Annotated in this window: 32 protein-coding genes and 1 pseudogene; 20 read left to right on the forward strand and 13 right to left on the reverse strand. The window is 52.5% G+C overall.

Annotated elements, in window-relative coordinates; translation table 11 throughout:
- Positions 1-11: 11 nt before the first annotated feature.
- Positions 12-545 (reverse strand): ribosome biogenesis factor YjgA, encoded by a 534-nt coding sequence (gene yjgA, locus ACUVOF_RS14935; RefSeq protein ID WP_447045119.1) that lies wholly within the window; start codon positions 543-545, stop codon positions 12-14.
- A 108-nt stretch (positions 546-653) separates the two neighbouring features.
- Here yjgA and pmbA point away from each other — a divergent pair, with 108 nt between their 5' ends.
- Positions 654-1994 (forward strand): metalloprotease PmbA, encoded by a 1341-nt coding sequence (gene pmbA, locus ACUVOF_RS14940; protein ID WP_447045120.1) that lies wholly within the window; start codon positions 654-656, stop codon positions 1992-1994.
- A gap of 17 nt (positions 1995-2011) precedes the next feature.
- On the opposite strand, the gene ACUVOF_RS14945 is transcribed toward pmbA, so the two are convergent.
- From ACUVOF_RS14945 to ACUVOF_RS14990, 10 genes are all read right to left on the reverse strand, one after another.
- A complete protein-coding gene (locus ACUVOF_RS14945; protein WP_447045121.1) occupies positions 2012-2281 on the reverse strand; it encodes an HPr family phosphocarrier protein in 270 nt (89 codons plus the stop codon).
- 45 nt (positions 2282-2326) lie between these two features.
- The gene (gene rapZ, locus ACUVOF_RS14950; RefSeq protein ID WP_447045122.1) at positions 2327-3259 is read right to left on the reverse strand and encodes an RNase adapter RapZ; all 933 of its coding nucleotides are present in this window, start codon (positions 3257-3259) and stop codon (positions 2327-2329) included.
- 89 nt (positions 3260-3348) lie between these two features.
- A complete protein-coding gene (locus ACUVOF_RS14955) occupies positions 3349-3819 on the reverse strand; it encodes a PTS sugar transporter subunit IIA (RefSeq protein ID WP_113268191.1) in 471 nt (156 codons plus the stop codon).
- A gap of 4 nt (positions 3820-3823) precedes the next feature.
- Complete coding sequence (gene hpf / locus ACUVOF_RS14960) at positions 3824-4132, reverse strand: ribosome hibernation-promoting factor, HPF/YfiA family (protein ID WP_113268190.1); 309 nt, start codon at positions 4130-4132, stop codon at positions 3824-3826.
- A gap of 98 nt (positions 4133-4230) precedes the next feature.
- Positions 4231-5646, reverse strand: a complete 1416-nt coding sequence (locus tag ACUVOF_RS14965) for an RNA polymerase factor sigma-54 (RefSeq protein WP_447045123.1) — start codon at positions 5644-5646, stop codon at positions 4231-4233.
- A 143-nt stretch (positions 5647-5789) separates the two neighbouring features.
- Positions 5790-6539 (reverse strand): LPS export ABC transporter ATP-binding protein, encoded by a 750-nt coding sequence (gene lptB / locus ACUVOF_RS14970; RefSeq protein ID WP_447045124.1) that lies wholly within the window; start codon positions 6537-6539, stop codon positions 5790-5792.
- 10 nt (positions 6540-6549) lie between these two features.
- Positions 6550-7068, reverse strand: coding sequence for a lipopolysaccharide transport periplasmic protein LptA (gene lptA, locus ACUVOF_RS14975; protein WP_447045125.1), 519 nt, complete (start codon positions 7066-7068; stop codon positions 6550-6552).
- Between the two features lie 11 nt (positions 7069-7079).
- Positions 7080-7649 (reverse strand): LPS export ABC transporter periplasmic protein LptC, encoded by a 570-nt coding sequence (gene lptC / locus ACUVOF_RS14980; protein ID WP_447045127.1) that lies wholly within the window; start codon positions 7647-7649, stop codon positions 7080-7082.
- Complete coding sequence (locus tag ACUVOF_RS14985) at positions 7650-8192, reverse strand: KdsC family phosphatase (protein WP_447045128.1); 543 nt, start codon at positions 8190-8192, stop codon at positions 7650-7652.
- Positions 8193-8255: 63 nt separating this feature from the next.
- Positions 8256-9242 carry a KpsF/GutQ family sugar-phosphate isomerase gene (locus ACUVOF_RS14990; protein WP_447045129.1) on the reverse strand — a complete coding sequence of 329 codons (987 nt, stop codon included), beginning with the start codon at positions 9240-9242 and terminating at the stop codon, positions 8256-8258.
- Positions 9243-9595: 353 nt separating this feature from the next.
- Here ACUVOF_RS14990 and ACUVOF_RS14995 point away from each other — a divergent pair, with 353 nt between their 5' ends.
- From ACUVOF_RS14995 to hisD, 9 genes are all read left to right on the forward strand, one after another.
- A complete protein-coding gene (locus ACUVOF_RS14995) occupies positions 9596-10417 on the forward strand; it encodes an ABC transporter ATP-binding protein (protein ID WP_447045130.1) in 822 nt (273 codons plus the stop codon).
- Positions 10418-10468: 51 nt separating this feature from the next.
- A complete protein-coding gene (gene mlaE, locus ACUVOF_RS15000; RefSeq protein ID WP_447045131.1) occupies positions 10469-11269 on the forward strand; it encodes a lipid asymmetry maintenance ABC transporter permease subunit MlaE in 801 nt (266 codons plus the stop codon).
- 16 nt (positions 11270-11285) lie between these two features.
- Positions 11286-11750, forward strand: coding sequence for an outer membrane lipid asymmetry maintenance protein MlaD (gene mlaD, locus ACUVOF_RS15005; protein WP_447045132.1), 465 nt, complete (start codon positions 11286-11288; stop codon positions 11748-11750).
- Positions 11751-11811: 61 nt separating this feature from the next.
- Positions 11812-12471 carry an MlaC/ttg2D family ABC transporter substrate-binding protein gene (locus tag ACUVOF_RS15010; protein ID WP_447045133.1) on the forward strand — a complete coding sequence of 220 codons (660 nt, stop codon included), beginning with the start codon at positions 11812-11814 and terminating at the stop codon, positions 12469-12471.
- Positions 12468-12806, forward strand: coding sequence for an STAS domain-containing protein (locus ACUVOF_RS15015; RefSeq protein ID WP_447045134.1), 339 nt, complete (start codon positions 12468-12470; stop codon positions 12804-12806). The genes ACUVOF_RS15010 and ACUVOF_RS15015 overlap by 4 nt, the downstream gene beginning before the upstream one ends.
- Before the next feature lie 92 nt (positions 12807-12898).
- Complete coding sequence (locus ACUVOF_RS15020) at positions 12899-13150, forward strand: BolA family protein (RefSeq protein WP_113268179.1); 252 nt, start codon at positions 12899-12901, stop codon at positions 13148-13150.
- Positions 13151-13160: 10 nt separating this feature from the next.
- A complete protein-coding gene (murA, locus tag ACUVOF_RS15025) occupies positions 13161-14423 on the forward strand; it encodes a UDP-N-acetylglucosamine 1-carboxyvinyltransferase (RefSeq protein WP_113268178.1) in 1263 nt (420 codons plus the stop codon).
- A 77-nt stretch (positions 14424-14500) separates the two neighbouring features.
- Positions 14501-15154 (forward strand): ATP phosphoribosyltransferase, encoded by a 654-nt coding sequence (hisG, locus tag ACUVOF_RS15030; protein WP_113268177.1) that lies wholly within the window; start codon positions 14501-14503, stop codon positions 15152-15154.
- 13 nt (positions 15155-15167) lie between these two features.
- On the forward strand, positions 15168-16496 hold the full coding sequence (hisD, locus tag ACUVOF_RS15035) for a histidinol dehydrogenase (protein ID WP_447045135.1): 1329 nt from the start codon (positions 15168-15170) through the stop codon (positions 16494-16496).
- Positions 16497-16587: 91 nt separating this feature from the next.
- Here hisD and ACUVOF_RS15040 read toward each other — a convergent pair whose 3' ends face one another.
- Positions 16588-17844: a Do family serine endopeptidase gene (locus ACUVOF_RS15040; protein ID WP_447045136.1), complete on the reverse strand. Its 1257-nt coding sequence runs from the start codon at positions 17842-17844 to the stop codon at positions 16588-16590.
- A 127-nt stretch (positions 17845-17971) separates the two neighbouring features.
- On the opposite strand from ACUVOF_RS15040, the gene ACUVOF_RS15045 reads away from it, so the two are divergent.
- A complete protein-coding gene (locus ACUVOF_RS15045; RefSeq protein WP_447045137.1) occupies positions 17972-18733 on the forward strand; it encodes a Nif3-like dinuclear metal center hexameric protein in 762 nt (253 codons plus the stop codon).
- Positions 18734-18827: 94 nt separating this feature from the next.
- Here the strand turns inward: ACUVOF_RS15045 and ACUVOF_RS15050 are convergent, their stop codons facing one another.
- A complete protein-coding gene (locus ACUVOF_RS15050; protein ID WP_447045138.1) occupies positions 18828-19286 on the reverse strand; it encodes a YhcB family protein in 459 nt (152 codons plus the stop codon).
- A 207-nt stretch (positions 19287-19493) separates the two neighbouring features.
- On the opposite strand from ACUVOF_RS15050, the gene zapE reads away from it, so the two are divergent.
- The 9 genes and pseudogenes from zapE to ACUVOF_RS15095 form a co-directional block, all read left to right on the forward strand.
- Positions 19494-20678, forward strand: coding sequence for a cell division protein ZapE (gene zapE / locus ACUVOF_RS15055; protein WP_447045139.1), 1185 nt, complete (start codon positions 19494-19496; stop codon positions 20676-20678).
- Positions 20679-20875: 197 nt separating this feature from the next.
- Positions 20876-21304 carry a 50S ribosomal protein L13 gene (rplM, locus tag ACUVOF_RS15060; RefSeq protein WP_113268171.1) on the forward strand — a complete coding sequence of 143 codons (429 nt, stop codon included), beginning with the start codon at positions 20876-20878 and terminating at the stop codon, positions 21302-21304.
- Positions 21305-21317: 13 nt separating this feature from the next.
- Positions 21318-21707 (forward strand): 30S ribosomal protein S9, encoded by a 390-nt coding sequence (gene rpsI, locus ACUVOF_RS15065; protein ID WP_008958669.1) that lies wholly within the window; start codon positions 21318-21320, stop codon positions 21705-21707.
- Positions 21708-21918: 211 nt separating this feature from the next.
- Positions 21919-22518 carry a ubiquinol-cytochrome c reductase iron-sulfur subunit gene (gene petA / locus ACUVOF_RS15070; RefSeq protein ID WP_447045140.1) on the forward strand — a complete coding sequence of 200 codons (600 nt, stop codon included), beginning with the start codon at positions 21919-21921 and terminating at the stop codon, positions 22516-22518.
- On the forward strand, positions 22518-23780 hold the full coding sequence (locus ACUVOF_RS15075) for a cytochrome b (RefSeq protein WP_113268169.1): 1263 nt from the start codon (positions 22518-22520) through the stop codon (positions 23778-23780). Before petA ends, ACUVOF_RS15075 begins: the two co-directional genes overlap by 1 nt.
- On the forward strand, positions 23780-24547 hold the full coding sequence (locus ACUVOF_RS15080; RefSeq protein WP_447045141.1) for a cytochrome c1: 768 nt from the start codon (positions 23780-23782) through the stop codon (positions 24545-24547). The genes ACUVOF_RS15075 and ACUVOF_RS15080 overlap by 1 nt, the downstream gene beginning before the upstream one ends.
- Positions 24548-24696: 149 nt before the next feature.
- Positions 24697-25323, forward strand: coding sequence for a stringent starvation protein SspA (gene sspA / locus ACUVOF_RS15085; protein WP_447045142.1), 627 nt, complete (start codon positions 24697-24699; stop codon positions 25321-25323).
- A gap of 66 nt (positions 25324-25389) precedes the next feature.
- Positions 25390-25896 carry a ClpXP protease specificity-enhancing factor gene (locus ACUVOF_RS15090; RefSeq protein ID WP_447045143.1) on the forward strand — a complete coding sequence of 169 codons (507 nt, stop codon included), beginning with the start codon at positions 25390-25392 and terminating at the stop codon, positions 25894-25896.
- Positions 25897-25994: 98 nt separating this feature from the next.
- A pseudogene (locus ACUVOF_RS15095) lies at positions 25995-26139 on the forward strand (IS5/IS1182 family transposase); the annotation flags it as partial.

The raw sequence follows: 26139 nt of genomic DNA on the forward strand, positions 1-26139 counted from the left end.
AAGAGCCGCCTTTAAAGAGCGAGGGTTTCTCGCAGGTGTTTGAAGAGCTTGCGCGAGCTTGTGGGTGGTTTGCCCTGCTCGCGCTCACGTTGTGCATTGCGAATCAATTGACGCAGCGTCTGGCGGTCCGCGTTCGGGTACTCGGCCATAAACTGGTCGACCGCCGCATCGCCTTCGTCAATTAAGCGATCACGCCATTTTTCGAGGCGGTGAAACGCGTGGTCGCGCTGCTCCTGCTCTTGGTCAATGGCGTCGAACACGCCTTGAATAGCGGTGAGATCCTCTTTACGGATTAATTTGCCGACGTACTGCATATGCCGACGGCGGCCTTCGTGAGAGCGGATACGCGAGGTTTCTTCGATAGCACGCAGCATATCATCAGAAAGAGGGAAACGGGCGCGCTCTGCCGGTCGCATGGCGATTAAGGTTTCCCCAAGTGCCTGTAAGGCATGCATTTCGCGTTTGAGTTGCGACTTGCTTGGGCGTTCTTCCTGCTCTTCTAGTTCATTAGTACTTGGGACGGTATCGGGACGTTGCTTACGCATAGTGTGACTCATAGACAAGATTCGTTGCGGCATTATACCAGCTGCGAGAACAACATTGATTCGCCGAAGACATTCTATTAAGAGGCATTCGGTGGAAAAGGAGGCTATATGGCACAGGCATTTGATGCATCCGCGCAGCAGGCGTTATTGACCGCGCGGGCCGAAGAGGCGCTAGCGCTGGCAAAGCACATGGGCGCAGATGCTGCTGAAGTAGGCGCAAGCGTTGACCAGGGTATAGGTGTCAGTGTGCGCCTGGGTGAAGTTGAAACGGTAGAGTTATCGCGTGACCAGGGTATTGCCGTTACGCTTTACGTCGGTCAGCGTAAAGGCAGCGCTTCATCGACTGATGCCAGCAGTGCCTCGATTCAGGCAGCGGTAGAGAAAGCGCTGGCGATCGCCCGCTATACCGGTGAAGACCCGGCCGCTGGGCTGGCCGATGCATCACTCATGGCGTCTGAGCTGCCCGATCTAAAAGTGCACTACCCCTGGGCCCTCACAACGGATGAGGCAATCGAGCTGGCGCTTTCCTGCGAACAGGCGGGACGCGATGTAGAGGGTATTTCCCAGTCGGATGGTGCGTCACTCTCCAGCGGCGAAGGGGTACGCGTTTACGCCAATAGTCACGGTTTTATAGGCACCCAAAAAGGCAGCAGTCATTCCCTTTCATGTATGCTGATTGCCCAGGATGCTAGCGGTATGCAGCGTGACTACGATTATACGTCTGCGCGCGATCCGAAGGCGCTACGTGACCCGGCCGAGGTCGGGCGCGAAGCCGCGGTGCGTACGCTGCGTAGGCTCGGCGCTAAACGCCCTCCAACAGGCACCTTTCCAGTACTGTTTGACCCGTCGTTGGCCAGCGGTCTGATTGGCCATCTGCTCGGTGGGTTAGCCGGTGGCGCGCTCTACCGTCAGGCCTCGTTTTTGTGCGACCGGCTCGGCACACCGCTGTTTCCCGAGTGGTTTAGCCTTGAAGAAAGGCCAATGGAAGTAGGCGCTACAGCGAGTTCGCCGTTTGATGGTGAGGGCGTGCAAACTCGAAATAATCGCTTTATCGACCAGGGCCGCATAGCCAGTTATATGCTCTCTTCGTACAGTGCTCGAAGATTGGGTATGCAAACCACGGGCAATGCTGGTGGGGCGCGTAACGTGCGTTTAGCAACACCGCTGCAATCCCGTGAAAGTCTGTTGCAAGAAATGGGGCGGGGTATTTGGGTAACCGAGTTGATGGGGCAGGGCGTTAACGGTGTTACCGGTGATTATTCCCGTGGGGCAGCAGGTTTCTGGGTCGAAAACGGCAAAGTACAGTACCCTGTCGAAGAGTTTACGATTGCCGGAAACCTGGAACGGATGTTTGCTGGGTTAGTGGGTATTGGTGATGATACCGATACCCGTGGCAGCGTACACACGGGAAGCTGGTTAATAGATGCAATGACGGTGGCTGGTGACTGACAAGTAAAAGCGGGCGGTTACTGATCTTCTTCAAAACGGGCTTCGAACAGCGCTTGAATAGCATCAAGCGCCTGTTCGGCGTCGTCCCCTTCTGCATTAACCTTTAGCTCAGTACCGCAAGGGGCAGCTAGCATTAGCAATGACATAATATTAGCGGCGTCGGCCACCTGATGTTGCTTGTAGATCCGTATTTTTGCCGTGAAATGTTGGCCGCATTTAACCAGTTTAGTGGCTGCGCGTGCGTGTAAACCGCGTTGGTTTGTGAGTGTGAGTATTCTTTCTGGCACCCTGGTTCCTTTTCGCCGAGTGGTGTCATTATTGGGTAGAGGCACTTAAGAGGTTTCTTGTCGCTCGTCGCTGTAAACAGTGCTGGCTAAAGGTACGTCTGGCTGTCCTCCCAACGTATATTGCAGCCCTAGTTCGCGATGACGTAATTGAACCTCGCCTATGCTGTGTGCCAGTCTCTCAGCTAATTGTTCGACCATATAGACCGAACGGTGTTGGCCACCCGTGCAGCCAATAGCGATAGTCATGTAGCTGCGTTGGCTATTCTTATAAGCAGGTAGCCAACGTTCAAGCCATGCCTGAATATCATCTCTCATGGCGTCAACAATCGGGTAGCTGCTTAAAAAAGCCACAATATTAGCGTCGCGTCCAGTGAATTGACGTAGCGTCGGATCCCAGTAAGGATTAGGCAAACACCGAACGTCGAATACCAGGTCGGCGTCTAACGGTACACCCCGTTTGTAACCGAAAGACTCGAGTGTCAGTGTCAACTTATCGCGCCGTTGGTGCGCTACTTGATCGGTAATGCGACGACGCAAATCGTGTACCGATAAGCGTGATGTATCGATGAGTAAGTCGGCTAGATCACGAATATCATGCAGTGTTTCTTCTTCTTTATTAATCGCCTCTTCCAGCGTCATTTCACTATCGCGCGTCAGCGGATGGCGCCGTCGCGTAGCGGAGTAACGTTCAAGCAGAATACGCGCATCGGTCGTCAGGTAGATGACTTGAAAATCAATTTTACGCTGGCATAGCTCCTCTAACAGCGAGGGCAGACGCTCCAGTGCACCGGGTAAGTTGCGAGCATCGATGCTGACCGCCAAGTGGGCGCGGCCTCCCTGGTCGCGTAGTTCGTCAACCAACGACCCCAGCAGCATGGCGGGAAGATTATCAATTGCGTAATAGCCAAGATCCTCGAGCGCTTGTAAGGCAATAGATTTACCTGACCCTGAGCGGCCGCTAATAATCACCAGTTGCATAGAGTCTCTCTTTGCTTTGATCAAGCTGCGTTGAGGGTGGTAAGCGGAAACAGTTGTTTGAACTGCTCAAAAACAGGTTTATACGGCCCTCAGGTTGCTGACTGCTCACGAATCTTGCCAGTAATCAGCTCAAGTAGCTCACGCTGGCTGCCTGCTTTACGCAACTGCTGGCGTGTGTCCGCATCATTCATAATGGTCGCCACCTGGCCTAGCAGAGAAAGATGCGTATCATCGGCTTCTTCCGGTACTAGCAGTACAAACACCAAGTCTACCGGGTCGCCGTCGATAGCATCAAAATCAATCGCTTCTGCCAGTTTTAAAAAACCTGCGATAGGAGCAGAGCAGTGGGGGCTGCGCGCGTGGGGAATAGCCACACCGTTACCAATACCTGTACTGCCTAAGCGCTCTCGACCGATTAAACGGCTAAACACTTCTTGACTGTCCAGGCTGGGGATATTTTGGGCAATAAAGGTGCTGAAAAACTCCAGCACCCTTTTTTTGCTGCCCCCGGGTACGTCGAAGAGAACACGTTCCGGGGGGAGTATGGTTTCCAACGTCATTGAATTAACGCACACCTGCGCCTTGGGCGCGAGCTTGTGCTTTTTCCTTATGTTTAACGAGTTGACGGTCAATTTTGTCCGCTAGTGCGTCAATAGCGGCGTACATATCACTGTCTATGGCTTCGGCATGTAAGTCAGCGCCTGCAGCATGCAGTGTACAGGCAGCATGCTGGCGCTCCTTCTCCACTGATAAGGTGACTTGCACCGTGGTTATATTGTCGTAATGGCGCTCTACACGTTCAAGCTTTTCGTTGACATAGTCACGCAAGGCGTCGGTCAGTTCTACGTGATGACCAGTGATATTAACTTGCATTGACGTACTCCTTATCCATCGGACTGTACTTCGATTGTAACCCTTTTTGCCGCGTTGCAAAGCCCTTGTCGAGAGTTTCCCTGAGACGTTAACGAGTGCTAGCGCAAACGGCGCCGTTCACTGGAGGAGGGAATGCCCATCGCTTCGCGATATTTGGCCACCGTGCGACGTGCCACCTGGATGCCCCCCTCATCTAATAGCGTGACTAAGCGGCTATCCGAAAGCGGCTTGCCAGGCGGCTCTTCTTGGATCAGCTTCTTGAGCCGTGCGCGGATAGCCGTACTGGAGTGGCTGTCGCCATCCTGCCCGCTCACCTGGCTTGAGAAAAAATATTTGAGCTCAAAAACGCCCCGAGGTGTATGGATATATTTCTGAGTGGTCACCCGTGAAATAGTTGACTCGTGCATTTCCACGGCTTCGGCGATATCGGCGAGTATTAAGGGTTTCATCGCTTCTTCGCCATGCTCTAAAAAGCCAATTTGTCGTGTGATAATTTCACGACCAACACGTAGCAGCGTATCGTTGCGGCTTGAAAGACTCTTAATCAGCCAGCGAGCTTCCTGAAGGTGCTCTTTAAGAAACTGGTTGTCCTGACTTTTGTCTGCACGCTTTATCAAGCTGGCATAGTCAGGTTGTATCCGCAGCCGTGGCAGCGCCTCGGGGTTGAGTTCTAAATGCCAGCCTTCATGGTCATGACGTACGACGAGATCCGGCGTTACGTAGCTGTCGTCGGTATCGCCATAGGCGCTGCCTGGGCGTGGATCAAGACTGCGTATTAACAAAATGACATCCGCCAACTGGTCATCATCAAGGCCCAGTCGGCGTTTTAGCAATCGCATGTCATCTTTGCCCAACGCTTCAAGAAACTGTCGCACTAAGCGGCGAGCGGGGACCAGCAGCGGGGTATCATCAGGAAGGGCCGCCAACTGCAGCATTAGGCATTCACGCAGGTCGCGGGCAAAAATGCCCGTTGGCTCAAACTGCTGGAGCTTGAGCAAGATGGTTTCTATTTCACGCTGGCTAAGTCCGTCAATGCCTTGAGTGCGAAGCCCTTCGCGGATGTCATTGAGCGGTTGGGTTATATAGCCGTTAGCGTCTAACGCATCGATTAAGCTTTCCGCGACCTGCTGTTCACGCGCGCCAAAATCGGTCATCGCCAGTTGCCATAGCAAGTGCCCATGAAGGCTCTGGCCGGCAGCCTGACGCTCAAAGTCGGGCCCTTCACTACTGCTGGCGCCGTGACTGCCGATATCCTGGTAGGTATCTGACCAGTCGCTATCTACTGATAATTCGGTGGGAATACTTTCGGACCACTCTTCTTCTTTAGGCTCGCTGACGGCCTGTTCGCTAAATTCATCTTCCTGTTCCAACAGGGGGTTGGCGTCTAAGGCCTGCTGAATTTCTTGACGAAGGTCCAGCGTTGATAGCTGTAACAGGGCGATGGCCTGCTGCAGCTGAGGTGTCATGGTCAGCTGTGTGCCGATACGCAGTTGTAGAGAAGCTTTCATGACCATCTGAGAACCACTCGTTATTCAGAATCCTCCACACTAGTGCGAGTGAGGATTAGGTGCAAGTGCAATAAGCATGCCATTGGTGGCAAAGTCATTGTAGACCACTATTTAGAGGCCAAAAAGAAGTGTTAGAATTAAAAAAAGCCTTACAGACGAAAGTCAGCACCCAAATAAACATCTCTCACCTTCTGGTTTGTGAGAATGGCATCTGGGGAGCCGCTAGCGATGATTTGTCCATCACCCACGATATAGGCGATGTCACAAATATCGAGTGTTTCACGCACATTGTGATCAGTAATTAGCACACCAATATGGCGCTGCTTTAGCGCACGGATGATGGTTTTTATTTCGCCTACCGAAATTGGGTCTACGCCAGCAAAAGGTTCATCTAGCAAAATAAAGGCAGGCTCTGTCGCTAGTGAGCGAGCGATTTCCACACGCCTTCTTTCCCCGCCCGATAGGCTCATGCCTAGATTGTCGCGGATATGCGTGATATGAAAGTCTTCAAGCAAAGCCTCTAAGCGCTGTTCCCGATCGCTGCGGTTAAGCTCTTTGCGGGTTTCGAGTATCGCCATAATATTATCGGCAACCGATAATTTACGGAAAATGGATGCCTCTTGGGGAAGGTAACCAATTCCCGCCGCTGCGCGCTCATGCATGGGGGCGCGAGTTAAGTCCACATCGTCGATGCCTACCTTGCCGGCATCGGATTTCACTAACCCAACAATCATATAAAACGAGGTGGTTTTGCCCGCCCCGTTGGGGCCGAGCAAGCCCACAACGCTACCTTGGGAAATTTCTATATTGATGTCTTTAACCACTCGGCGCCGCTTGTAGCTTTTGGCCAAATGGTGAGCATAAAGAGTTTTAATCGGTGCGGTGTCTGCTGTTGGCACGGCTTGGCTCCTATTGTTCCGGCTGAAGAGTCATGCGTATGCGCTGGGGCTCGCTGCCGTCAACATCAGAGCGCGCTTGAATCACCTCACGGTCAATAAAATACTCAAGGCGACCGCCGCTAAAAGTATCCTCTTGCTGAATGAGCTCGGCTTGGTCAATCAGCTCTACGCGGCGCTCGGCGACGTGATAGATAATACGCCTCGCCCAGCCTTCTGTAGGGCCATCTTGCCCTTCAGCTTGATGGCGTAAATAGGCGCGCTCACCGGTGGCCGTCGCCAGAGCAAGCTCGCCTGCCTCGTTGCGTTCAATTTCTACCCGCTCGCCACGTAATTGCATTTCGCCTTGACGAATGTCTACATCTCCCGTGTAAACGGCGGTGCCCGCCCGCTGATCAAGGTCTAAGCGGTCTGCTTCCACTTCTACCGGAGCCTGTTGTGAAGAAGTGCTCGTTTGGGCCAGTGCCGATAGCGGTATCGAAAGGGCAAAAAAGCTAATGAAGAAAACGGCTGTGTAAATGATAGCTTTCATGATGATTCCTATTAGCGTTGCGTGGCCGGGGGATGTATACCGCGCACATTGTCAGTTAAGCGAACCTGGCTATCGTTAAGCCACGCGTCCATACGTGAAGCCGTCATTTGCTGGGGCGGTTGCTGCAACATTACCGGTGTTTCACTCCACGCATGCTGGTTTAATCCATCATAATGCAATAACTCGGTATCTAACTGCCAACCTTCGTCTGGAGCGATCAGGTTAGCCGAGCCTGACAGCAGCAAGGCTTGGGTAGAGGAATTGAGCATGCCGACATCGGCGCTGGCTAACCACTGGCGATTCTCACTGTCATACAATATTGCTTTGGGCGCTTCTGTCCAGGTCTCGCTTCGCTGGGGAGTATGAATAAGGCGTGGTGTTTCTAACGACTGCATGATGCTGCCATTATCACCAAATAACGTAATTTCAGCGTTTTCGAGTACGTGACCCGGCTCCTGCGCCTGCGCTTCAGGATCGATGGTAATGTCTTGAGGTCCCCCTGGGTCAAGCCAAACCAGCAGTACGCCCAAAGAGAGCACTAAGCCGGTTAGCCAGACGCGCACTTTAAGTCGTTTAAACATTTATTTACGGCCGTGCAGATAGGTGTCGAGCACCGCGCCCCAGTGCCCCTGAGCTTCAAGCAATGTATCGCAAATTTCGCGTGCAGCGCCGTGGCCCCCTAGGCGCTCAGTAATCCAATCGGCATGAGTGTGCATATAATCCGGCGCGTTAGGAACGGTGATGCCGACACCGCAACGTTTAATAGCCGCTAGGTCAGGGAGGTCGTCACCACAATAGGCCACCTGTTCCAACTCTACATCAAGTCGCTGGCAAAGCTCGCGCAGGGTGGAGAGCTTGTCTTCACTGCCTTGATGGACATGGTCGATGCCAAGTGCTGCGGCGCGTTGGCTAACCATCGATGAATCGCGCCCCGTAATCAGCGCAACGTGAATGCCTACTCGTTTGAGCAGTTTAAGCCCATGGCCATCCTGGGTGTGGAACGCTTTGATTTCGATACCGTCGGCCTGAAAATACAGGCGACCATCGGTGAGTACGCCGTCAACATCCAGTGCTAATAAGCGCACATGGCGGAGTCGATCAATTAGCGCAGCAGGTAGGGTCATAGAGCCTCCATTTCATTAAATTCGTTAAGCGGGTCGGTAACGTTATTGAGTAATGCCAATGCGTTAAATAACGCCGCTGGCAAGCAGATCATGCATATGTAAAGCCCCGATAGGGCGCTGTTGTTCGTCAACGACTGCTAGCGCTGTAATCCGGCTTTCTTCCATTATACGTACCGCTTCGGCTGCTAAAATGTCGGGGCCAATGCGTTTGCCCGGTCGGGTCATGACATCATCAACGAGCACATCCCGCAGGTTATAAAACTGATCCAACGTGCGTCGAAGATCACCGTCGGTATAGACCCCGGCCAGGCGTCCATCGCTATCAACCACGCAGGTGAAGCCTAACCCTTGCCGGGTGATTTCTAATAACGCGTCGCGCAGCGGGCTTCCCAGTGTAACCTTAGGTAGGCGCGCCCCATCGTGCATCAGGTCTCTGACACGCAGCAGTAAGCGCTTTCCCAAACTGCCGCCTGGGTGGGAAAGGGCAAAATCCTCAGCGGTAAAGCCACGCGCTTCCAAGAGCGCGACAGCTAAAGCGTCGCCCAGGGCGAGCGCCGCTGTAGTGGAGCTGGTAGGTGCCAGATCGAGTGGGCATGCCTCACGCTCAACACCACTGTTCAGATGCGCATCTGCGTGCTTAGCAAGTGTGGAGTGGGGACGCCCCGTCATGCTGACAAGCGGCGTGCCCAGACGCTTAAGTAGCGGTAAGAGTGCTGTGACTTCGGCGGTTTCACCGGAGTTAGACAGCGCCAGTACGACATCTGCGCGGGTAATCATGCCCAAATCGCCATGGCTGGCTTCGCCGGGGTGAACAAAAAAAGCTGGTGTGCCAGTACTGGCTAGCGTCGCCGCTAGCTTGCCAGCAATATGCCCCGACTTACCCATGCCGGTCACTACCACGCGTCCTTGGCAGGCGAGGATTAGCTCGCAGGCACGGTCGAAGCTCTCATCTAGCTTAGCCTGGAGGTCGCCAATAGCTGCCTGCTCAATTTGCAGCGTACGCAGTGCGCTTTCGCGAAGTAGGCTGGGCGGAGCGATAGGCTGGCGCATAGAGTTTTCTCTTAACAATTGAAAATATACATAGTAGTAACCGCCAATAATAACACCTCGACACCCCTTATAGGCAGTAGTTGAGTTCGTTAGCCCTGAGTGCGTAGGGCGTTTAGGGCATAGACACTCAACACAAAGGCGCTCGAGATATAAAGTGGTGAGGCCACAGAGCGATGACGCGGCTAAATTAATAATGGGCTCATCATTAAGAGGGCTTAATCGCTGAATAATGATAAGTAGCGTTATAGTTCAATGTTCGATAATGTTGTAGAAACGGTGTTTTTTAACTGTGATAGTGGCAACTAGGGTATGATAGTTACCCTTGCTTCGCCGCGTTAAGAGTCAATTGATCCATGATAGATACTCCTTTTATAGAAGTTAAAGATCTTCACTTTTCTCGTGGCGATCACGAAATTTTCCGTGGCGTAAATATGACAATTCCGCGCGGAAAAGTAACCGCCATCATGGGCCCAAGCGGTACCGGTAAAACAACGCTGCTTAAACTGATCGGGGGGCAACTGACGCCAGAGCGTGGACGTATATTGATCGATGGCCAGGATGTGCACCGGCTATCTCGAAAGGCGTTGTTTACGCTACGCAAACGGATGGGGATGTTATTTCAAAGTGGCGCACTGTTTTCGGATTTAGACGTATTTGAAAATGTTGCTTTTCCACTACGGGTGCATACTGACTTGCCAGATACGATGGTGCGCGACCTCGTGCTGCTAAAATTGCAGGCGGTTGGGCTGCGCGGGGCACGGCACTTAACGCCCGCAGAGCTATCGGGAGGCATGGCGCGACGGGTCGCTTTGGCCCGTGCCGTCGCACTGGACCCAGAATTGATTTTATATGACGAGCCGTTTGTCGGTCAGGACCCCATTTCAATGGGCGTGCTGGTGCAGCTAATAAAGCGCCTTAATCAGGCGCTGCAACTGACCTCTGTGGTGGTGTCTCATGACATAAAAGAGACCTTGAGTATTGCGGATTACCTCTACTTGATTGCTGACGGTCAAGTAGTCGCCCATGGTACGCCGCAGACATTGGACACCAATCAAGACCCACGGGTTAGCCAGTTTATTCATGGTGAGCCCGATGGGCCGGTGCCATTTCACTATCCAGCAGAAGCGTTTTACCGCGATATTCTGGGTGAAGCCCAGATGGCAAAGATAGGGTAACGGGCAAATTAGCGTAAACGCACGAATGGTGGGTAAACACAGGGCAAGATAATGCAGTCAAGAATTTCTAACAGCGCCGTGCGCATCACCCGACTTGGGCGTCGAGGGTGCGATTTAATGGAAGCGTTAGGCCGTGCAGGGGTGTTTCTCTTCCAATCTGCTATCGGCGTGCCATCTCGCGAAGGTTGGCGGTTATGGTTACATCAAATGCACTTTGTCGGTGTGCTTTCCCTCGCCATTGTGCTGGTGTCGGGGCTATTTATTGGCATGGTGCTGGCGCTACAGGGCTACACCATCCTGGTCGATTTCGGCGCTGAGCAGGCGCTTGGGCAAATGGTGGCGCTGTCGTTGTTGCGCGAACTTGCGCCGGTAGTGGCAGCGCTGTTGTTCGCTGGCCGCGCGGGGTCGGCATTAACCGCTGAAATCGGTCTGATGAAAGCCACTGAGCAGCTCACTAGCATGGAAATGATCGGTGTTGATCCGTTGCGCCGTGTGGTGGCCCCAAGGCTGTGGGCAGGGTTCGTGTCCCTTCCCATACTAACGGTGGGGTTCAGCGTGGTAGGTATCTGGGGTGGCTATTTGGTGGGCGTCGAGTGGCTGGGTGTGTTTGAGGGCTCCTACTGGAGCAACATGCAGGCCAATGTGGCCTTTATCAACGATGTTGGTAACGGCATGATCAAAAGCGCGGTGTTTGCGCTGGTGGTGACCTGGATCGCTGTCTTTCAAGGTTATGACTTGGTGCCGACGTCGGAGGGAATATCGCGTGCTACGACGCGGACGGTCGTGTATTCGTCGCTTGCAGTTCTGGGGCTTGATTTTATGTTGACTGCCGTCATGTTTGGCGGCCTTTAATGGGTGGAGCAGTTTCATGAAACGCAGTAAAACCATGGAGTTCGGTGTTGGTCTGTTTATGATCGCTGGCATCTTGGGGCTAGTATTCCTCGGCTTGCGTGTTAGCGGACTCACGCTCTCTGCGCCCGCACAGTCATTTGAGCTGGAGGCCAACTTTGCCAATATCGGCGGTTTAAAGCCCCGCGCCCGAGTCACCATGGCTGGCGTGACGGTGGGGCGGGTAGAAACGATTGAGCTAGACACTGAATGGTACGATGCGCGGGTGGTACTGAGTCTCGATAGTGAGCTGGAAGGCCAGCTTTCAAGAGACTCAATTGCCTCTATTCTAACGGCGGGGCTGTTAGGCGAGCAGTACATCGGTTTAAGTGTGGGCGGGGACCCCGATATGCTGGAGGATGGCGATACGATTCGCGATACCCAGTCGGCGCTGGTGCTGGAAGAACTTATTCAGCAATTTGTGTCCAATATGGCAAGTAATTAACGTTGCAGATAACGAAGCATTCACCCAGTGCATTAACGTGTACGGGTAGGGAGATACGGTTATGAATGGAAGTAAATCAATGCTGGGTCGCTGGTTAGTGGTTATGGCAGCAACAATGGTAATGCTGTTGCCGTTGCAATTACATGCGCAGTCTCAGTCGCCAGAGGCGTTGGTTCGCGATAATGTAGAATCGCTAATGGCTGATCTTGAAGGTCGCAAAGATTATTACGCCAATAATCTGGGTGAGCTTGAAGCATTAGTGGACCGAAATCTCGATCAGGTGGCGGATTTTCGTTACATCGGCGCCAGCGTGATGGGCAGTTATTTCCGCAATGCTACGCCCGAACAGCGCAGCCGTTTTGCCGATGTGTTTCGTCAAACCTTAATTGACACTTATACCCGTGGGCTGGTGACGTTTGATTATGACGAGCTGCGGGTATTGGATGCCCAGCAGACTCAGCGCTACGATGATCAAGCGAGCGTCGCCATGGAAGTGGTCGCTAATAACGGGCAAGTTTACCCCGTGAGCTATAGTCTACGGCTTTCAGACGGAGAATGGCGGGTCGTCAATGTGATCGTCAATGGCATTAACCTTGGCCTGACGTTCCGCAATCAGTTTGACCAAGCTATGCGCGATAATAATCGCGATTATGACGCTGTTATCAATGGTTGGTCGCCCGAGGTAGGTGTTGAAGAGCTAGAGCAGGGAGGCGATGCGTGACAGCGCTGTTTTCAGACCCTAGCGTCACCGTTAATGTGGAAGACGCAACATTACTGGTAGTGGGCGATGTTGATGTAACACTGGCGGCCGATTTGGCCGCCAGTGGCGTTAAATGGCTCAAACATACCGAACTAACCTCAATTAGTTTCGACTTTAGCCGCGTCGAAAGAGCTAGTAGCGTTGCCATCAGCGTACTGTTTGAATGGTTGCGCATCTGTCAACAACGCGCTATTCAGGTTCAAACTATCCGCTTTTCAGCACCGCTTCGCCGACTTGCCTCATTGGCTGAGTTGGATGATTTGATTGAGCAACCCGCGGCTACCATGGTTGTTTGATGGAGTGGCATCGCCAAGCGCGCTGCTTTTCTTTATTATGTCGACCCAATTACGCTTATTAATAAAGATGACCCCCAAAGGAGTTTTGTGCCATGCAACCCAACGAGGTAAAAGCACTGCTTGAATCCCGTATCGACGGATGCCAGTTCTATATCCAGGGGGAAGGCTGTAACTTTCAGGTGATTGCGGTTGGCGATGCCTTTGAAGGTCTCTCTCCGGTCAAGCGTCAGCAGCTTGTCTACGCTGCCCTGAGTGACGAGATCGCCTCCGGCGCGCTCCACGCTATTAGCATCAAAACGTTTACTCCGGCGCAGTGGCAAACTGCGCCGGAAAACGTCCAATAACGGTTGCTCCATGGATAAATTAATCATTACCGGCAACGGATCGGTAGACGGTGAAGTGTGGGTGAGCGGGGCCAAAAATGCAGCGCTGCCTATTCTATGTGCCAGCCTGCTGGCCGATGGCCCTGTAGTGATTGGTAATTTGCCTCACTTGCAGGATATTACCACCACCCTGGAATTATTGGGTCGCATGGGTGTTGAGCCGGTAATGGGAGAAAAGCTGAGTATACAGCTAGATGGCTCCCAGGTTACCCAGTGCCATGCGCCTTACGAATTGGTCAAGAAGATGCGGGCTTCCATCCTGGTGCTGGGGCCTTTGCTTGCCCATTTTGGTAAGGCCGATGTATCGCTGCCTGGTGGCTGCGCCATTGGCTCACGCCCAGTGGATTTGCATATTCGTGGTTTAGAAGCTATGGGTGCGGAAATCCGAGTTGAGGCTGGCTATATACGGGCTCGCGTGGACGGCCGCCTAAAAGGGGCGACCATCTACTTCGATACAGTGACGGTGACGGGTACCGAAAATCTGCTGATGGCCGCGACGTTGGCCGATGGCAAAACTGTTTTGGAAAATGCTGCCCGCGAGCCGGAAATCGTCGACTTGGCAGAGTGCTTGATCAAAATGGGTGCCAACATCAGCGGGCATGGAACAGATACCATTACGATTGAGGGTGTCGAGAAACTGCACGGCTGCGAACATGATGTAATGCCTGATCGTATCGAGACGGGTACGTTCTTAGTGGCAGCTGCCATGACCGGGGGGCGAGTGAAGGTCAAACGTACCCGCGCGGACATCTTGGACGCAGTGATTGCCAAACTGGAAGAAGCGGGTGCCGATGTTACCAGCGGCGACGACTGGATTGCCTTGGATATGCACGGTAAGCGACCAAAAGCGGTGAATATTCGCACCGCGCCTTATCCTGCTTTCCCTACCGATATGCAGGCCCAGTTCGTGGCAATGAATGCTGTCGCCGTGGGGCACTCACGGGTGGTTGAAACCATCTTTGAGAACCGTTTTATGCACGTTCAAGAGCTTAACCGTATGGGCGCTAACATTGTTCTTGAAGGGAACACTGCCTTGATTGACGGGGTCGAAAAGCTTTCCGGCGCGCCAGTGATGGCGACCGACCTACGGGCCTCTGCCTCGTTGGTCATTGCAGCGATGATGGCCGAGGGCGAAACGTTGGTGGATCGCATCTACCACATTGATCGTGGCTACGAATGTATCGAAGAAAAACTACAGCTGCTGGGTGCGCGTATTCGCCGTATTCCCGGCTAAGCCTTGCTATAACGCTCGCTTACTATTATTTCTGCATGCTACTGGCGCTTGCATGCTATTAACCATTGGCCTAAACGATGAGTAAGCAACTGATTTTAGCCCTCTCGAAGGGTCGTATTCTGGAAGAAACGCTACCTCTATTAGCCGATGCGGGCATTACGCCCGCAGAGGATCTAAGCAAAAGCCGTAAGCTGCTATTTGATACTAACTTGCCAGACGTGAAGCTGGTGGTTATTCGTGCGACTGACGTGCCCACCTACGTGCAGCTAGGCGCTGCCGATGTAGGTATCGCAGGTAAGGATGTACTGCTTGAACATGGAGCCGAAGGGCTTTATGAACCGCTAGATCTTGAGATTGCTCGCTGTAAGCTGATGACGGCGGGCGTCACCGGCCAACTGCCCGCACGTGCCCGACGCCGGGTAGCCACTAAATTTGTTAATGTGGCGCGTCGCTATTACGCCGAGCAGGGCATCCAGGCCGAGGTGATTAAACTCTATGGTGCTATGGAGTTGGCGCCGTTAATGAATTTAGCCGACGAGATTGTCGATATTGTTGATACCGGCAATACCTTACGGGCAAATGGCATGGAGCCGCGTGAGCTTATTGCCCATATCAGCACCCGGTTGGTGGTAAACAAAGCGGCCATGACCATGAAACATGAGCGTATCAAACCACTACTGGCCCGCTTGGATAGCGCCGTTAAGCAGCGTCAGAGACAGCTTGCCGAATGATAGGAGGTGACCTATGAGCGATCCCAAAAGCGAACAACGTGCTGCCACGGTTTCGCGCTTGTCGACAAGCGATGCCACTTTCCATCATCAGCTCGATGCGCTGTTAGATTGGGAAGGTGTTTCGGATAAGGCGGTTCAGGCGCGCGTAGAAGAGATTCTTATCAGCGTTAAGCAGCGTGGTGACGCAGCAGTCATTGAAGCCACCAACCGCTTTGATCGGCTCTCAGTTACTTCCATGAAAGAACTGCAGCTAACACCTGAGCAGTTAAAGCAAGCGTTTGAGCACTTGCCTTCCAAGCAGCGTGAAGCACTCTCCAGCGCCGCTGAGCGCATTAAGCGCTACCACGAGCGTCAAAAGCCCAACTCTTGGCAATACGAAGAGGCGGACGGCACGGTGCTGGGGCAGAAAGTTACACCACTGGATCGCGCGGGTATTTATGTGCCTGGCGGTAAAGCGGCCTATCCTTCGTCGGTGCTAATGAATGCGATTCCTGCGCACGTGGCCGGTGTTCGCGAAATCGTGATGGTCGTACCTACTCCCGATGGCGTGCTAAACGAGCTGGTACTGGCCGCTGCTCACTTGGCTGGTGTCGATTATGTCTTTACGATCGGCGGCGCTCAGGCGGTTGCAGCCCTGGCTTATGGCACTGAAAGCGTGCCCCGTGTCGACAAGATCGTGGGACCGGGTAACATTTATGTGGCCACCGCAAAGCGTGCGGTGTTTGGCCAAGTGGGGATCGATATGATTGCCGGGCCTTCAGAAATTATGGTGGTTTCTGATGGGCAGACCGATCCGGACTGGCTGGCAATGGATTTGTTCTCGCAAGCCGAACACGACGAAGATGCCCAGGCGCTCCTGGTTAGCTGGGATGCAGAACACCTGGATGCCATTGAGGCGGCGATTGAGCGGCTGCTTCCAACGTTAGAGCGCGAAGAAATCGTGCGTGAGTCGCTGCGAACGCGGGGGGCCTTGATCCATTGCCAGGATATTCAAGAAGCCATTACGCTGATTAATCGTATCGCCCCCGAGCATTTGGAGCTTTCGGTCGCTGCCCCAGAAACGTGGGTAGACGATATTCGACACGCAGGTGCGATCTTTATGGGCCGTTATACTGCCGAAGCGCTTGGTGATTACTGTGCGGGTCCCAATCACGTTTTACCTACCTCTGGCACGGCGCGCTTCTCTTCGCCACTGGGCGTTTACGATTTCCAGAAGCGCTCTTCCATTATTCACTGCTCTGCAGGCGGTGCTTCTGAGTTGGGTAAAATCGCCTCGGTATTGGCGCGGGGAGAGTCATTAACCGCTCACGCCCGCTCAGCCGAGTACCGTATTCGAGACTAGAATCCTACGCCGTGCCAACGCATTCACATTACTAGCGATGTGTTCTTCGTAATATGTAGGATGTGTTCGTCGTAATATATTGTGAGTCATACTATGAATCGCGTTGGCCGGATATATTTTCATTAATCGGAATAGCGGGAAGCGGGCGTTCGCCAACTTCTAGCGTCATTTCCATGCGCTCACCGCTACGTACAATGGTTAGCGGTAGTGATGTGCCCGGCGGTATGGAGGCAATTTCACTCATTGTGGAGCGGGCATCTAAAATTGGCTGTCCGTCGATGGCAAGGAGTACATCGCCCGGTTCCAGCCCTGCTTGTGCCGCTGGGCCGCCGTTGACGACACCTGCAACGATGACGCCTTGGGGTGTTTGCAAGCCAAAGGAGGCCGCCAGTTCTCGTGACAGCGCCTGTGCTTCAATGCCTAGCCAGCCGCGAATTACCCGCCCCTGTGTGACCAGTTCATCGAGTATGCTGTGGGCAAGATTGGCGGGGATCGCAAACCCTATGCCCTGAGAGCCTCCCGAGCGCGAGAATATCGCGGTATTAATGCCGACCAAAGCGCCCTCTGGGTTGACCAGCGCGCCACCGGAGTTACCTGGGTTGATAGCGGCATCCGTTTGAATAAAATCTTCGTAGGCGTTAAGCCCGAGATGATTGCGCCCTGTGGCACTAATAATCCCCATGGTGACTGTCTGGCCAACACCGAAAGGATTGCCAATGGCAAGCGCTACGTCACCCACTGCTACATCGGCTGAGTCCGTCAGTTCAATGACAGGCAAGTCGTCAAGTGCAATCCTCAGTACAGCCAAATCACTTTCAGGGTCAGTGCCGATCACTTCGGCAAGCGTTTCCCGCCCGTCACGCAAAGCGACCTGGATTTCATCAGCGCCATTGATGACATGGTGGTTGGTCAATACGTAGCCATCTTCACTCACAATGACGCCTGACCCTAAGCTGGAAAGCATTCGCTGATGTGTAGTGGCGTCGTCGCCCCGGCTATCAAAAAACTGCTGGAAAAATGGGTCTGACATCAACGGATGTTGGTCGAGCTCAACAATACGTGAAGAATAAATATTAACCACTGCAGGGGCGGCTTGCTCCACTGCCCGTGAGTAGCTCACTGGCCCCTGGTTACGAGATAGTGGCGCTGCCTGATGAATTTCAGGGGTAGGACGGTTAGGGACTGGCTCTACCGCTGTTGGCACCGAAGAAACAAGGGGGGCAGGTGCCTGAGTCGGTGAACGGCTAAATGGATTGGGCAATTCCTCTGGGAGTGCAAGCAGGATTAATACAGCAAGCAGCACGCCAGCGATAACGGGCCAGAGGTAAGGCAACACATAGCGTCGCATGCAATAAATTCCTTGGCAGGTCGATCACGTATTCGCGATAAAAAGCAGCGAGTTTTACAATGGATTTATGGTAACACTTTCTTAGCATGTTCCTCACGGGTGCAGTTAAATCAATAAAGGAGTCAATATGATCTGTCGTGACCAGCTAGTAGCGGCCTGTGACCATCAACTGCGTGCTGCACAGTTTAAAGACTTTACCGTTAACGGTTTACAGGTCTCGGGTAGTGAGCAGGTGAAACGTGTGATGTCGGGGGTTACTGCCTGTCAGGCGCTACTGGATGAAGCAGTTGCCTGGCAGGCGGATATGGTGTTGGTGCATCACGGCTATTTTTGGAAAAACGAGCCTGTTGCGATTACTGGCATGAAGCAGAAGCGGATTAAAACATTACTTGATAACAACATTAGTCTATTGGCATATCATTTACCCTTGGACGCCCACGCAGACATGGGCAATAACGCTGAGCTGGCCAGACGGCTGGGGTGGAAAGTAGAGGGTTGCCTGGATGGTGAGCTGGGTGAAGGGTTGTTATGGTCGGGGCGTTTAGCCCAGCCGCTCTCAGTCAACGCATTGGGCGAACAAATTGCGCATACATTACAACGCCAGCCGTTGATCATTGAGGCGCCGCAGGTAGGGGATATTGAGCGCATCGCATGGTGTACCGGCGGCGCGCAAGACATGATTACTGCTGCCTTTGAAGCGGGTGCGCAGGCGTTCGTATCGGGCGAAATATCGGAGCGAACCACACATTTAGCGCGCGAAATGGGTATTCATTATATTGCCGCAGGGCACCATGCTACAGAGCGTTATGGGGTTCAGGCATTGGGAGAGTGGTTAAGCGATGAGTATGATGTTGAGCACCGCTTCGTAGACATTGATAACCCAGCCTAAGTCTACAGTAGGGGCCCCGAGTTGCCGTTGAAGTGTCATGGGCAGCTATTCGGGGCTGGGTTTGTCAGTTTCAATCGATCAATTTCAATCAGTGCTAGTAGCGCGGAGGCTGGGGTGTCGCCGCCTCGTGGCTTTTCAAGCCAAAGTCTTCGGATAAGGTGCCGCCCTTGCCATCCGCGTAGTCGCGGGGCATGGCGGGGGTGCTGGCATTCACTGTTGCCTGCTGTTCTGGCGTTGAATTGATGTCGGAAAGATCAAGGCTGGGCTGAATGGCTGCATCGCGAATATTCCATTCTGCTGCATCTTCTTTGAGCTGAAGTTCCAGTTGACTCGCTTCCTCGCGTATGTTGTTAAGTCGCTGGTAAATGCCATTTAAATGACTGCCTACGCTACTCTTCATTTCGGCAATTTGGTGTTCGCGCTCGAGTAGCTTTTGGCGCATGGAGGCAGCCTCGCGCTGGCTCTTGCTGAGTAAGCGATAAGCGACCATTCCAACGATCAAACCGACGATGAAACCGATCACGGCAAAAAATAATGGTGAGCTTGCGTCCACTGTGTTCCCCCTGGCGCCTTAATAAACAGTTAGGCTGCATTAACTAGCAGCTTAAGATTCGAATCAGGTTGCCATTATAGGCGTCAGTCAGCTGGTTGGGTCAATCCGCTCATGCGCTTAGAAGTCTCTCCGGGTATAATCACAGGCTAATCTTAGCTGTCAGTGGTTATGCTGGCTGCTGCCTTACAGGCTGTAGGAGGCGAGTGCATGTCATCAATATCTGCGGGTAGGGCAGCGTCAAAATCGCGCCCTGCATCGCCTATGGAGCGCTATCAAGCGGATTTGAAGCGTGATGATTTTCAATATGACCCCGCGCAGGAGTTGGCGGTAAAGCATCTACAGCGACTTTACGATGAGCTTGATTCCGCTCCGACGCCAATGCCGAAGGCATTAGTCGCTAATAAAGGGCTAAAGGCCAAAATGGCGGGATTAATCGGCAAAAAATCATCATCAACTGATGACCCTGTCGTGCCTCGGGTTAAAGGGCTCTATTTTTGGGGTGGGGTGGGGCGTGGAAAGACCTACTTAGTTGATACGTTTTATGAAGCATTGCCCTTTCCCGATAAAATGCGCACGCATTTTCATCGTTTTATGCAGCGCGTCCATAATGAATTGACCCACTATAAAGGTGAAAAGAATCCATTAACGCTAATAGCCAGCAAGTTCGCTACTGAGGCGCGGGTAATCTGCTTTGATGAGTTTTTTGTCAAGGATATTACCGATGCAATGATTCTTGCCAACTTGTTGGAAGCGTTGTTTGAGCGTGGGGTGGTACTGGTAGCCACTTCAAATATCGTGCCTGATGATTTATACAAAGATGGGCTTCAACGTACCCGCTTTTTGCCCGCCATTGAGCTTGTAAACCGCCACTGTGAAGTGGTTAACGTTGACTCGGGTGTTGATTACCGACTACGCGCATTAGAGCGTGCTGCGATCTTCTACTCGCCACTGGATGAGGCGGCAGAGCAGGAGTTGTCAAGGAGCTTTCGAGCCATAGCGGGGAATGAAGGCGAGGCGGAGGCGTCGCTAGAAGTGAATCACCGAGTGCTTAAAACACGCCGCCTGCATGACGACGTTGCTTGGTTTGAATTTCTGGAGCTCTGCGATGGGCCGCGCAGTCAGAATGACTATATTGAGCTAGCCAGGGAATTTCATACAGTGCTGGTTTCTAACGTCAGTCGTATGGATGCCAAAAAAGATGATCAGGCGCGTCGGTTCATCAATATGGTGGACGAGTTTTATGACCGCGGTGTCAAGCTGCTGATGTCAGCGGAAGTGCCAATTGAGCAACTCTATAGCGGTGGAAAGCTGACGTTTGAGTTCCAGCGTACTCTCTCGCGTCTTCAAGAAATGCAATCGCAGGAGTATCTTGCGCTGGCTCATAAGCCTTAGGAGTTGTGCCTTTAGAAATTGACCAATGTGACGGCCAAGAAAAATCTCGATATGGCTTAACTTGCCAGTATCTTTACTGTAGAATGCCGCCTCGCTGCATGTTGCTAGCGTAAGCTTGCAACCAAAAAGAATAGGGATGGTGCTTCGCCGTACAACGGTGTAAGTCACCCAATACATTTAATCTGGTGATTTCATCCATGAAGACGTTCAGTGCTAAGCCGCAGTCCGTCCAGCGCGACTGGTATGTAGTCGACGCTACGGACAAAACGCTCGGTCGTCTGGCAACCGAGATTGCTCGCCGCTTGCGTGGTAAGCATAAGCCCGAATTTACCCCTCACGTTGATACTGGCGACTACATCGTCGTGATTAACGCAGAGAAAGTCCATGTAACCGGTAACAAGGCAAAGGCTAAAACCTACTATCGCCACACTGGTTACCCGGGCGGTCTGCGCTCAATGACATTCGACAAAATGCTTGATCATGCGCCCGAGCGTATTATTGAGTCTGCCGTTAAAGGCATGTTGCCGAAAGGTCCTTTGGGCCGTGCCATGTACACGAAATTAAAAGTATACGCTGGCGCCGAGCATCCGCATGCTGCCCAACAGCCGCTTGAACTGAACATCTGAGGAAATCTTCGCCATGACACAGCAGTATTACGGTACCGGGCGCCGCAAGACTTCCACCGCTCGCGTGTTTATGAAGCCGGGCTCTGGCAAAATTACTGTCAACAACCAAGACCTCGACCTCTACTTTGGTCGCGTTACCGGTCGCATGGTTGTTCGTCAGCCGCTTGAGTTGACTGAAACGCTAAGCCAGTTCGATATCTTCGTGACTGTCGCTGGCGGCGGCGGCTCTTCTCAAGCAGGCGCTATTCGTCACGGTATTACCCGTGCCCTGATGAACTACAACGAAGATCTGCGTCCTTCGCTACGTGCCGCTGGCTACGTAACACGTGACGCACGTCAAGTTGAGCGTAAGAAAGTCGGTCTGCGTAAAGCACGCCGTCGTCCGCAGTTCTCCAAGCGTTAATTTTTTTTACGCTATGCGGCAAAACGCCCAGGTCACCGACCTGGGCGTTTTTTATTGGAATATCAAAAAATTATATTGCTTGTACCACCATGGTCACGGGCGGTAGTTCTTGTGCATGACGCTTTGTTTTTTTACCATAGAGCGTATTTAATATTCGTCGCCGCAAGACGCCTTTGCGGCGGAACGGGTAAGCTGATGGGAGAAACCTTAAATGGCAGATAACGGCGTAAACAAAGGCCGACGCCGTTTCCTCGTAGGCGCCACCTCCGTTGTGGGTGCGGTAGGTGCTGTCGGGGTTGCGGTCCCCTTTGTGGCTTCTTGGCAGCCTAGTGCCAGGGCAAGAGCGGCGGGTGCTCCCGTTCAAGCGGATATATCCAAGCTTGAGCCTGGGCAGCGGATGACCGTCGAATGGCGGGGACGTCCAATTTGGATTATCCATCGCACACCAGAGATGATTGAGCGCACTGAGTCGCTAAGCGATGAGCAATTGGCCGATCCTAATTCGGAGGTGCCACAGCAACCCGCTTATATCGAGGGTGAGCTACGCTCCATTAAGCCCGAGATTGGAGTGCTGATCGGTATTTGTACGCATCTAGGCTGTTCGCCGCTATTCCGGCCGGAGCCTGACGCTGAGGGTGTTGGCGTTGAAAACTGGCCGGGGGGCTTCTTTTGCCCTTGTCACGGTTCTCGCTTTGACTTGGCTGGTCGCGTGTTCACTAATGTCCCTGCGCCGACTAACCTTGAGGTGCCACCCTATCGCTTCGAAAATGATGACATCATTATCGTTGGCGAAGATGAGGAGACTGCCTAATGGGTAATCCGATTAAAGCCAAGGCGGAAAAAGGCGGCTTCATGCGGTGGGTGGATGACCGCTTTCCTGCGACACAGATGTGGGAAGACCACATATCCAAATACTACGCACCGAAAAATTTCAATTTTTGGTACTTCTTTGGCTCATTAGCGATGCTAGCGTTGGTTAACCAGATCCTGACTGGGGTTTGGCTAACGATGAGTTTTAACCCCTCAGCAGAAGGTGCTTTCGACTCTGTTGAATACATCATGCGTGATGTGGAGTGGGGGTGGCTGATTCGCTATATGCATACGACAGGCGCCTCTGCTTTCTTTGTCGTTATTTATCTGCATATGTTCCGTGGTCTTTTGTATGGTTCTTACAAAGCCCCGCGCGAACTGGTGTGGATTTTTGGCATGGCCATCTACCTGGCGCTGATGGCAGAAGCCTTCATGGGCTACCTTCTACCGTGGGGACAAATGTCCTATTGGGGTGCCCAGGTCATTATCTCGCTGTTTTCCGCTATTCCTGCGATCGGCCCCGACCTGGCGCAGTGGGTGCGCGGTGACTTCCTGATTTCAGGTATTACCCTGAACCGTTTCTTTGCGCTGCATGTCGTTGCGTTGCCTATCGTCATTCTAGCGCTCGTGGTGCTGCATATTATTGCGTTGCATGAAGTGGGTTCCAACAACCCCGACGGTATCGATATCAAACAGAAAAAGGATGAAACCGGTAAGCCATTAGACGGTATTCCTTTCCACCCTTACTACACGGTTAAAGACATTGTCGGCGTAGCGGTATTTCTGTTTGTATTCTGCGTGGTGGTGTTCTATTTCCCAGAAGGTGGTGGCTACTTTATTGAGAAGCCCAACTTCGAGCCAGCGAACCCGCTGCAGACGCCTGATCATATTGCGCCTGTGTGGTACTTCACACCCTTCTACGCGATTCTCCGAGCTATCACCTTCTCGGTGTTTGGTCTAGACGCCAAGTTCCTGGGTGTTGTGTTTATGGGTGGCGCTATTGCGGTGTTATTCGTGCTGCCTTGGCTGGATCGTAGCCCTGTGCGCTCAATGCGTTATAAAGGCTGGATCTCGAAAATCATGCTGCTGCTATTTGCTATCAGCTTCGTTATTCTCGGTATTTTAGGTGTATTGCCATCCACTGCAGGGCGAACCATTCTGGCGCAAGTTTGCACCGTCATTTATTTCGCCTTCTTTGTCTTGATGCCTGTCTACACCAAGCTGGAGAAGACTAAACCCGTTCCGGAAAGGGTGACTGGCTAATGAAAAAGTATCTATTTGGACTCCTTTTCGCGTTAGCGCCAGTAACAGCGATGGCTGCAGGAGGCGCAAGTGTGCCTCACTCGATGGATCCTGATCTGCAAGATCAGGCCTCGCTGCAAAATGGTATGAAACTCTATGTTAACTACTGTATGGGTTGTCACTCGCTAGAGCATCAGCGCTTTGCGCGAGCGGCGGAGGACTTGGGAATTCCCCAGGATTTGGTTGAAGAAAATCTCATTTTTTCGCCAGATTTGGCCTATAACGACCAGATGCATAATGCCATGGATAGCGGCAATGCAGAAAGCTGGTTTGGCGCGCCGCCACCAGACTTAACGCTAGAAGCGCGTCTGCGTGGAACTGACTGGATCTATTCCTATTTGCTCGGTTTCTATAAAGATCCTAGCCGTCCAACGGGCGTTAATAACACGGTGTTTGATTTGGTAGCGATGCCTAACGTGTTGGAGCCTCTGCAAGGTGTGCAAGAGTTGGTGTGCGCTGAAACTGACCATCCAGTAGAAGGACAAGAGCCGGATGCGTTATCGGGTAAGTACCAATCTTGTGATGTGTTGCAAGTGACAGAGCCGGGTGCGCTTGAGCCTGCTGAGTTTGAGGAAGCCATGTATGACCTTACTAACTTCCTGGCTTACGTAGGCGAGCCTTCCAAGCTTCAGGCCCAAGCGTTGGCGCCTAAAGTGCTGATCTTTATATTTATTTTTGGTGTGATTGCTTACCTGCTCAAGCGTGAGTACTGGCGAGATATCCACTAATTAGTAGCTGCTGATGGTCAGTAAGGCGCACGGCGTAAGCCGTGCGCCTTTTGCTTGTTAGCATGGCAATAAAGCAAAGCAAGCTAGCTTCCCCTAAGGGTGTGCTGGCGTGTTATTATCCAAGATTGTTTTGATGTGAGGATGCTTTCATGGGTGTTGTGGCCAAACGGTCGTCGATGATCTTTTACTCAGGTAGTGATGATCATTTCAGTCATCGTGTGCGCATTGTGTTGGCCGAGAAGGGGGTTGCCGTCGATATTGTCGATGTTCTCGACGAAAAACCACCGGAAGAGCTGGCAGACCTCAACCCGTACAACAGCGTGCCTACGCTGTTAGATCGTGACTTAGTGCTGTACGAGTCTAAGGTCATGATGGAGTACTTGGATGAGCGTTTCCCTCATCCTCCGCTATTGCCTGTTTATCCCGTAGCGCGTGCACAAAGTCGCTTATGGATGCATCGCATTGAGCGTGAGTGGTGTCCAATGGTCGATCAGATCCGTAGCGGTGGAAAGAAAGAGGCGGACAAGGCGCGTAAAGAACTGCGCGAAAGCCTGATTGGTATATCGCCTATTTTTGAAGACATGCCTTACTTCATGAGCGAAGAGTTTACGCTGGTGGATTGCTGTTTAGCGCCTGTTCTTTGGCGTTTGCCAGAACTCAGCATTGAGCTACCTGAAAAACAGGTGAAGCCGTTGTTGGCATACATGTCACGAGTATTCGAGCGTGAAGCGTTTAAGGCATCTTTAAGTGAGCGTGAAAAAGAGATGCGCGCTTGAATTCATTCGGCTCCTTTGCGCTTGATAAAGGCTGGGAGCCTTACTTGTAAGGAGGAGGGAGTCTAGATGAAATCGAGTCGACCCTATCTCGCCCGAGCACTCTATGAGTGGTTGTTGGATAATGAGTTAACGCCTTATCTGGTTGTTGATGCTACCTTGCCAGGTGTAGAGGTGCCCCGCCAGTTTGTTCAGAATGGTCAGATTGTCTTGAACGTGGCGCCGACAGCCGTTCGCGATCTTTTTATGGAGAATCAGGCAATAGGCTTTAATGCGCGCTTTGGCGGGCAGCCTATGCAGGTGATGATTCCGACGCCGGCCTTGATTGCTATCTATGCCCGGGAAAACGGCGCTGGAATGGTCTTCGGTCAGGAGCCCGAGCTGAGTGACGGGGCCGAGACTTTTGGGGATGTGGAAGACGAGGAGAGTTCCTCTAGCAAGCCAGAGCTATCGCTCACTGAGCCTGTTACCGAAAAGAGTAATGATCAATCTGAAACGCCATCGGAAGGGTCTGAAAAAGAGGCTCAATCGAAGAGCAAGGCGAAGAAGAAGCCAACCCTGCGAGTTGTAAAGTAACGAGCCAGAGTGTTCAGTAAAAGCCTCGCTTATTAAGCGAGGCTCAGGTTGCTGACAAAGCGCTGGCGCTTTTGCCAGCGCTTTGCTTTTATGGGCACATGCTAAAAGATCCCTCCCCCCAACAGTTTGAACTCGAGATGGTCACGCTTGACGAGTTGGTGCCTCAGAATCACCTGCTGCGTAAGATTGATGCCACCCTCGACTTCTCCTTTATCCGTGACCAAGTACGCCATCTCTATTGCG

The organism is Vreelandella sp. H-I2 (assembly GCF_052959335.1).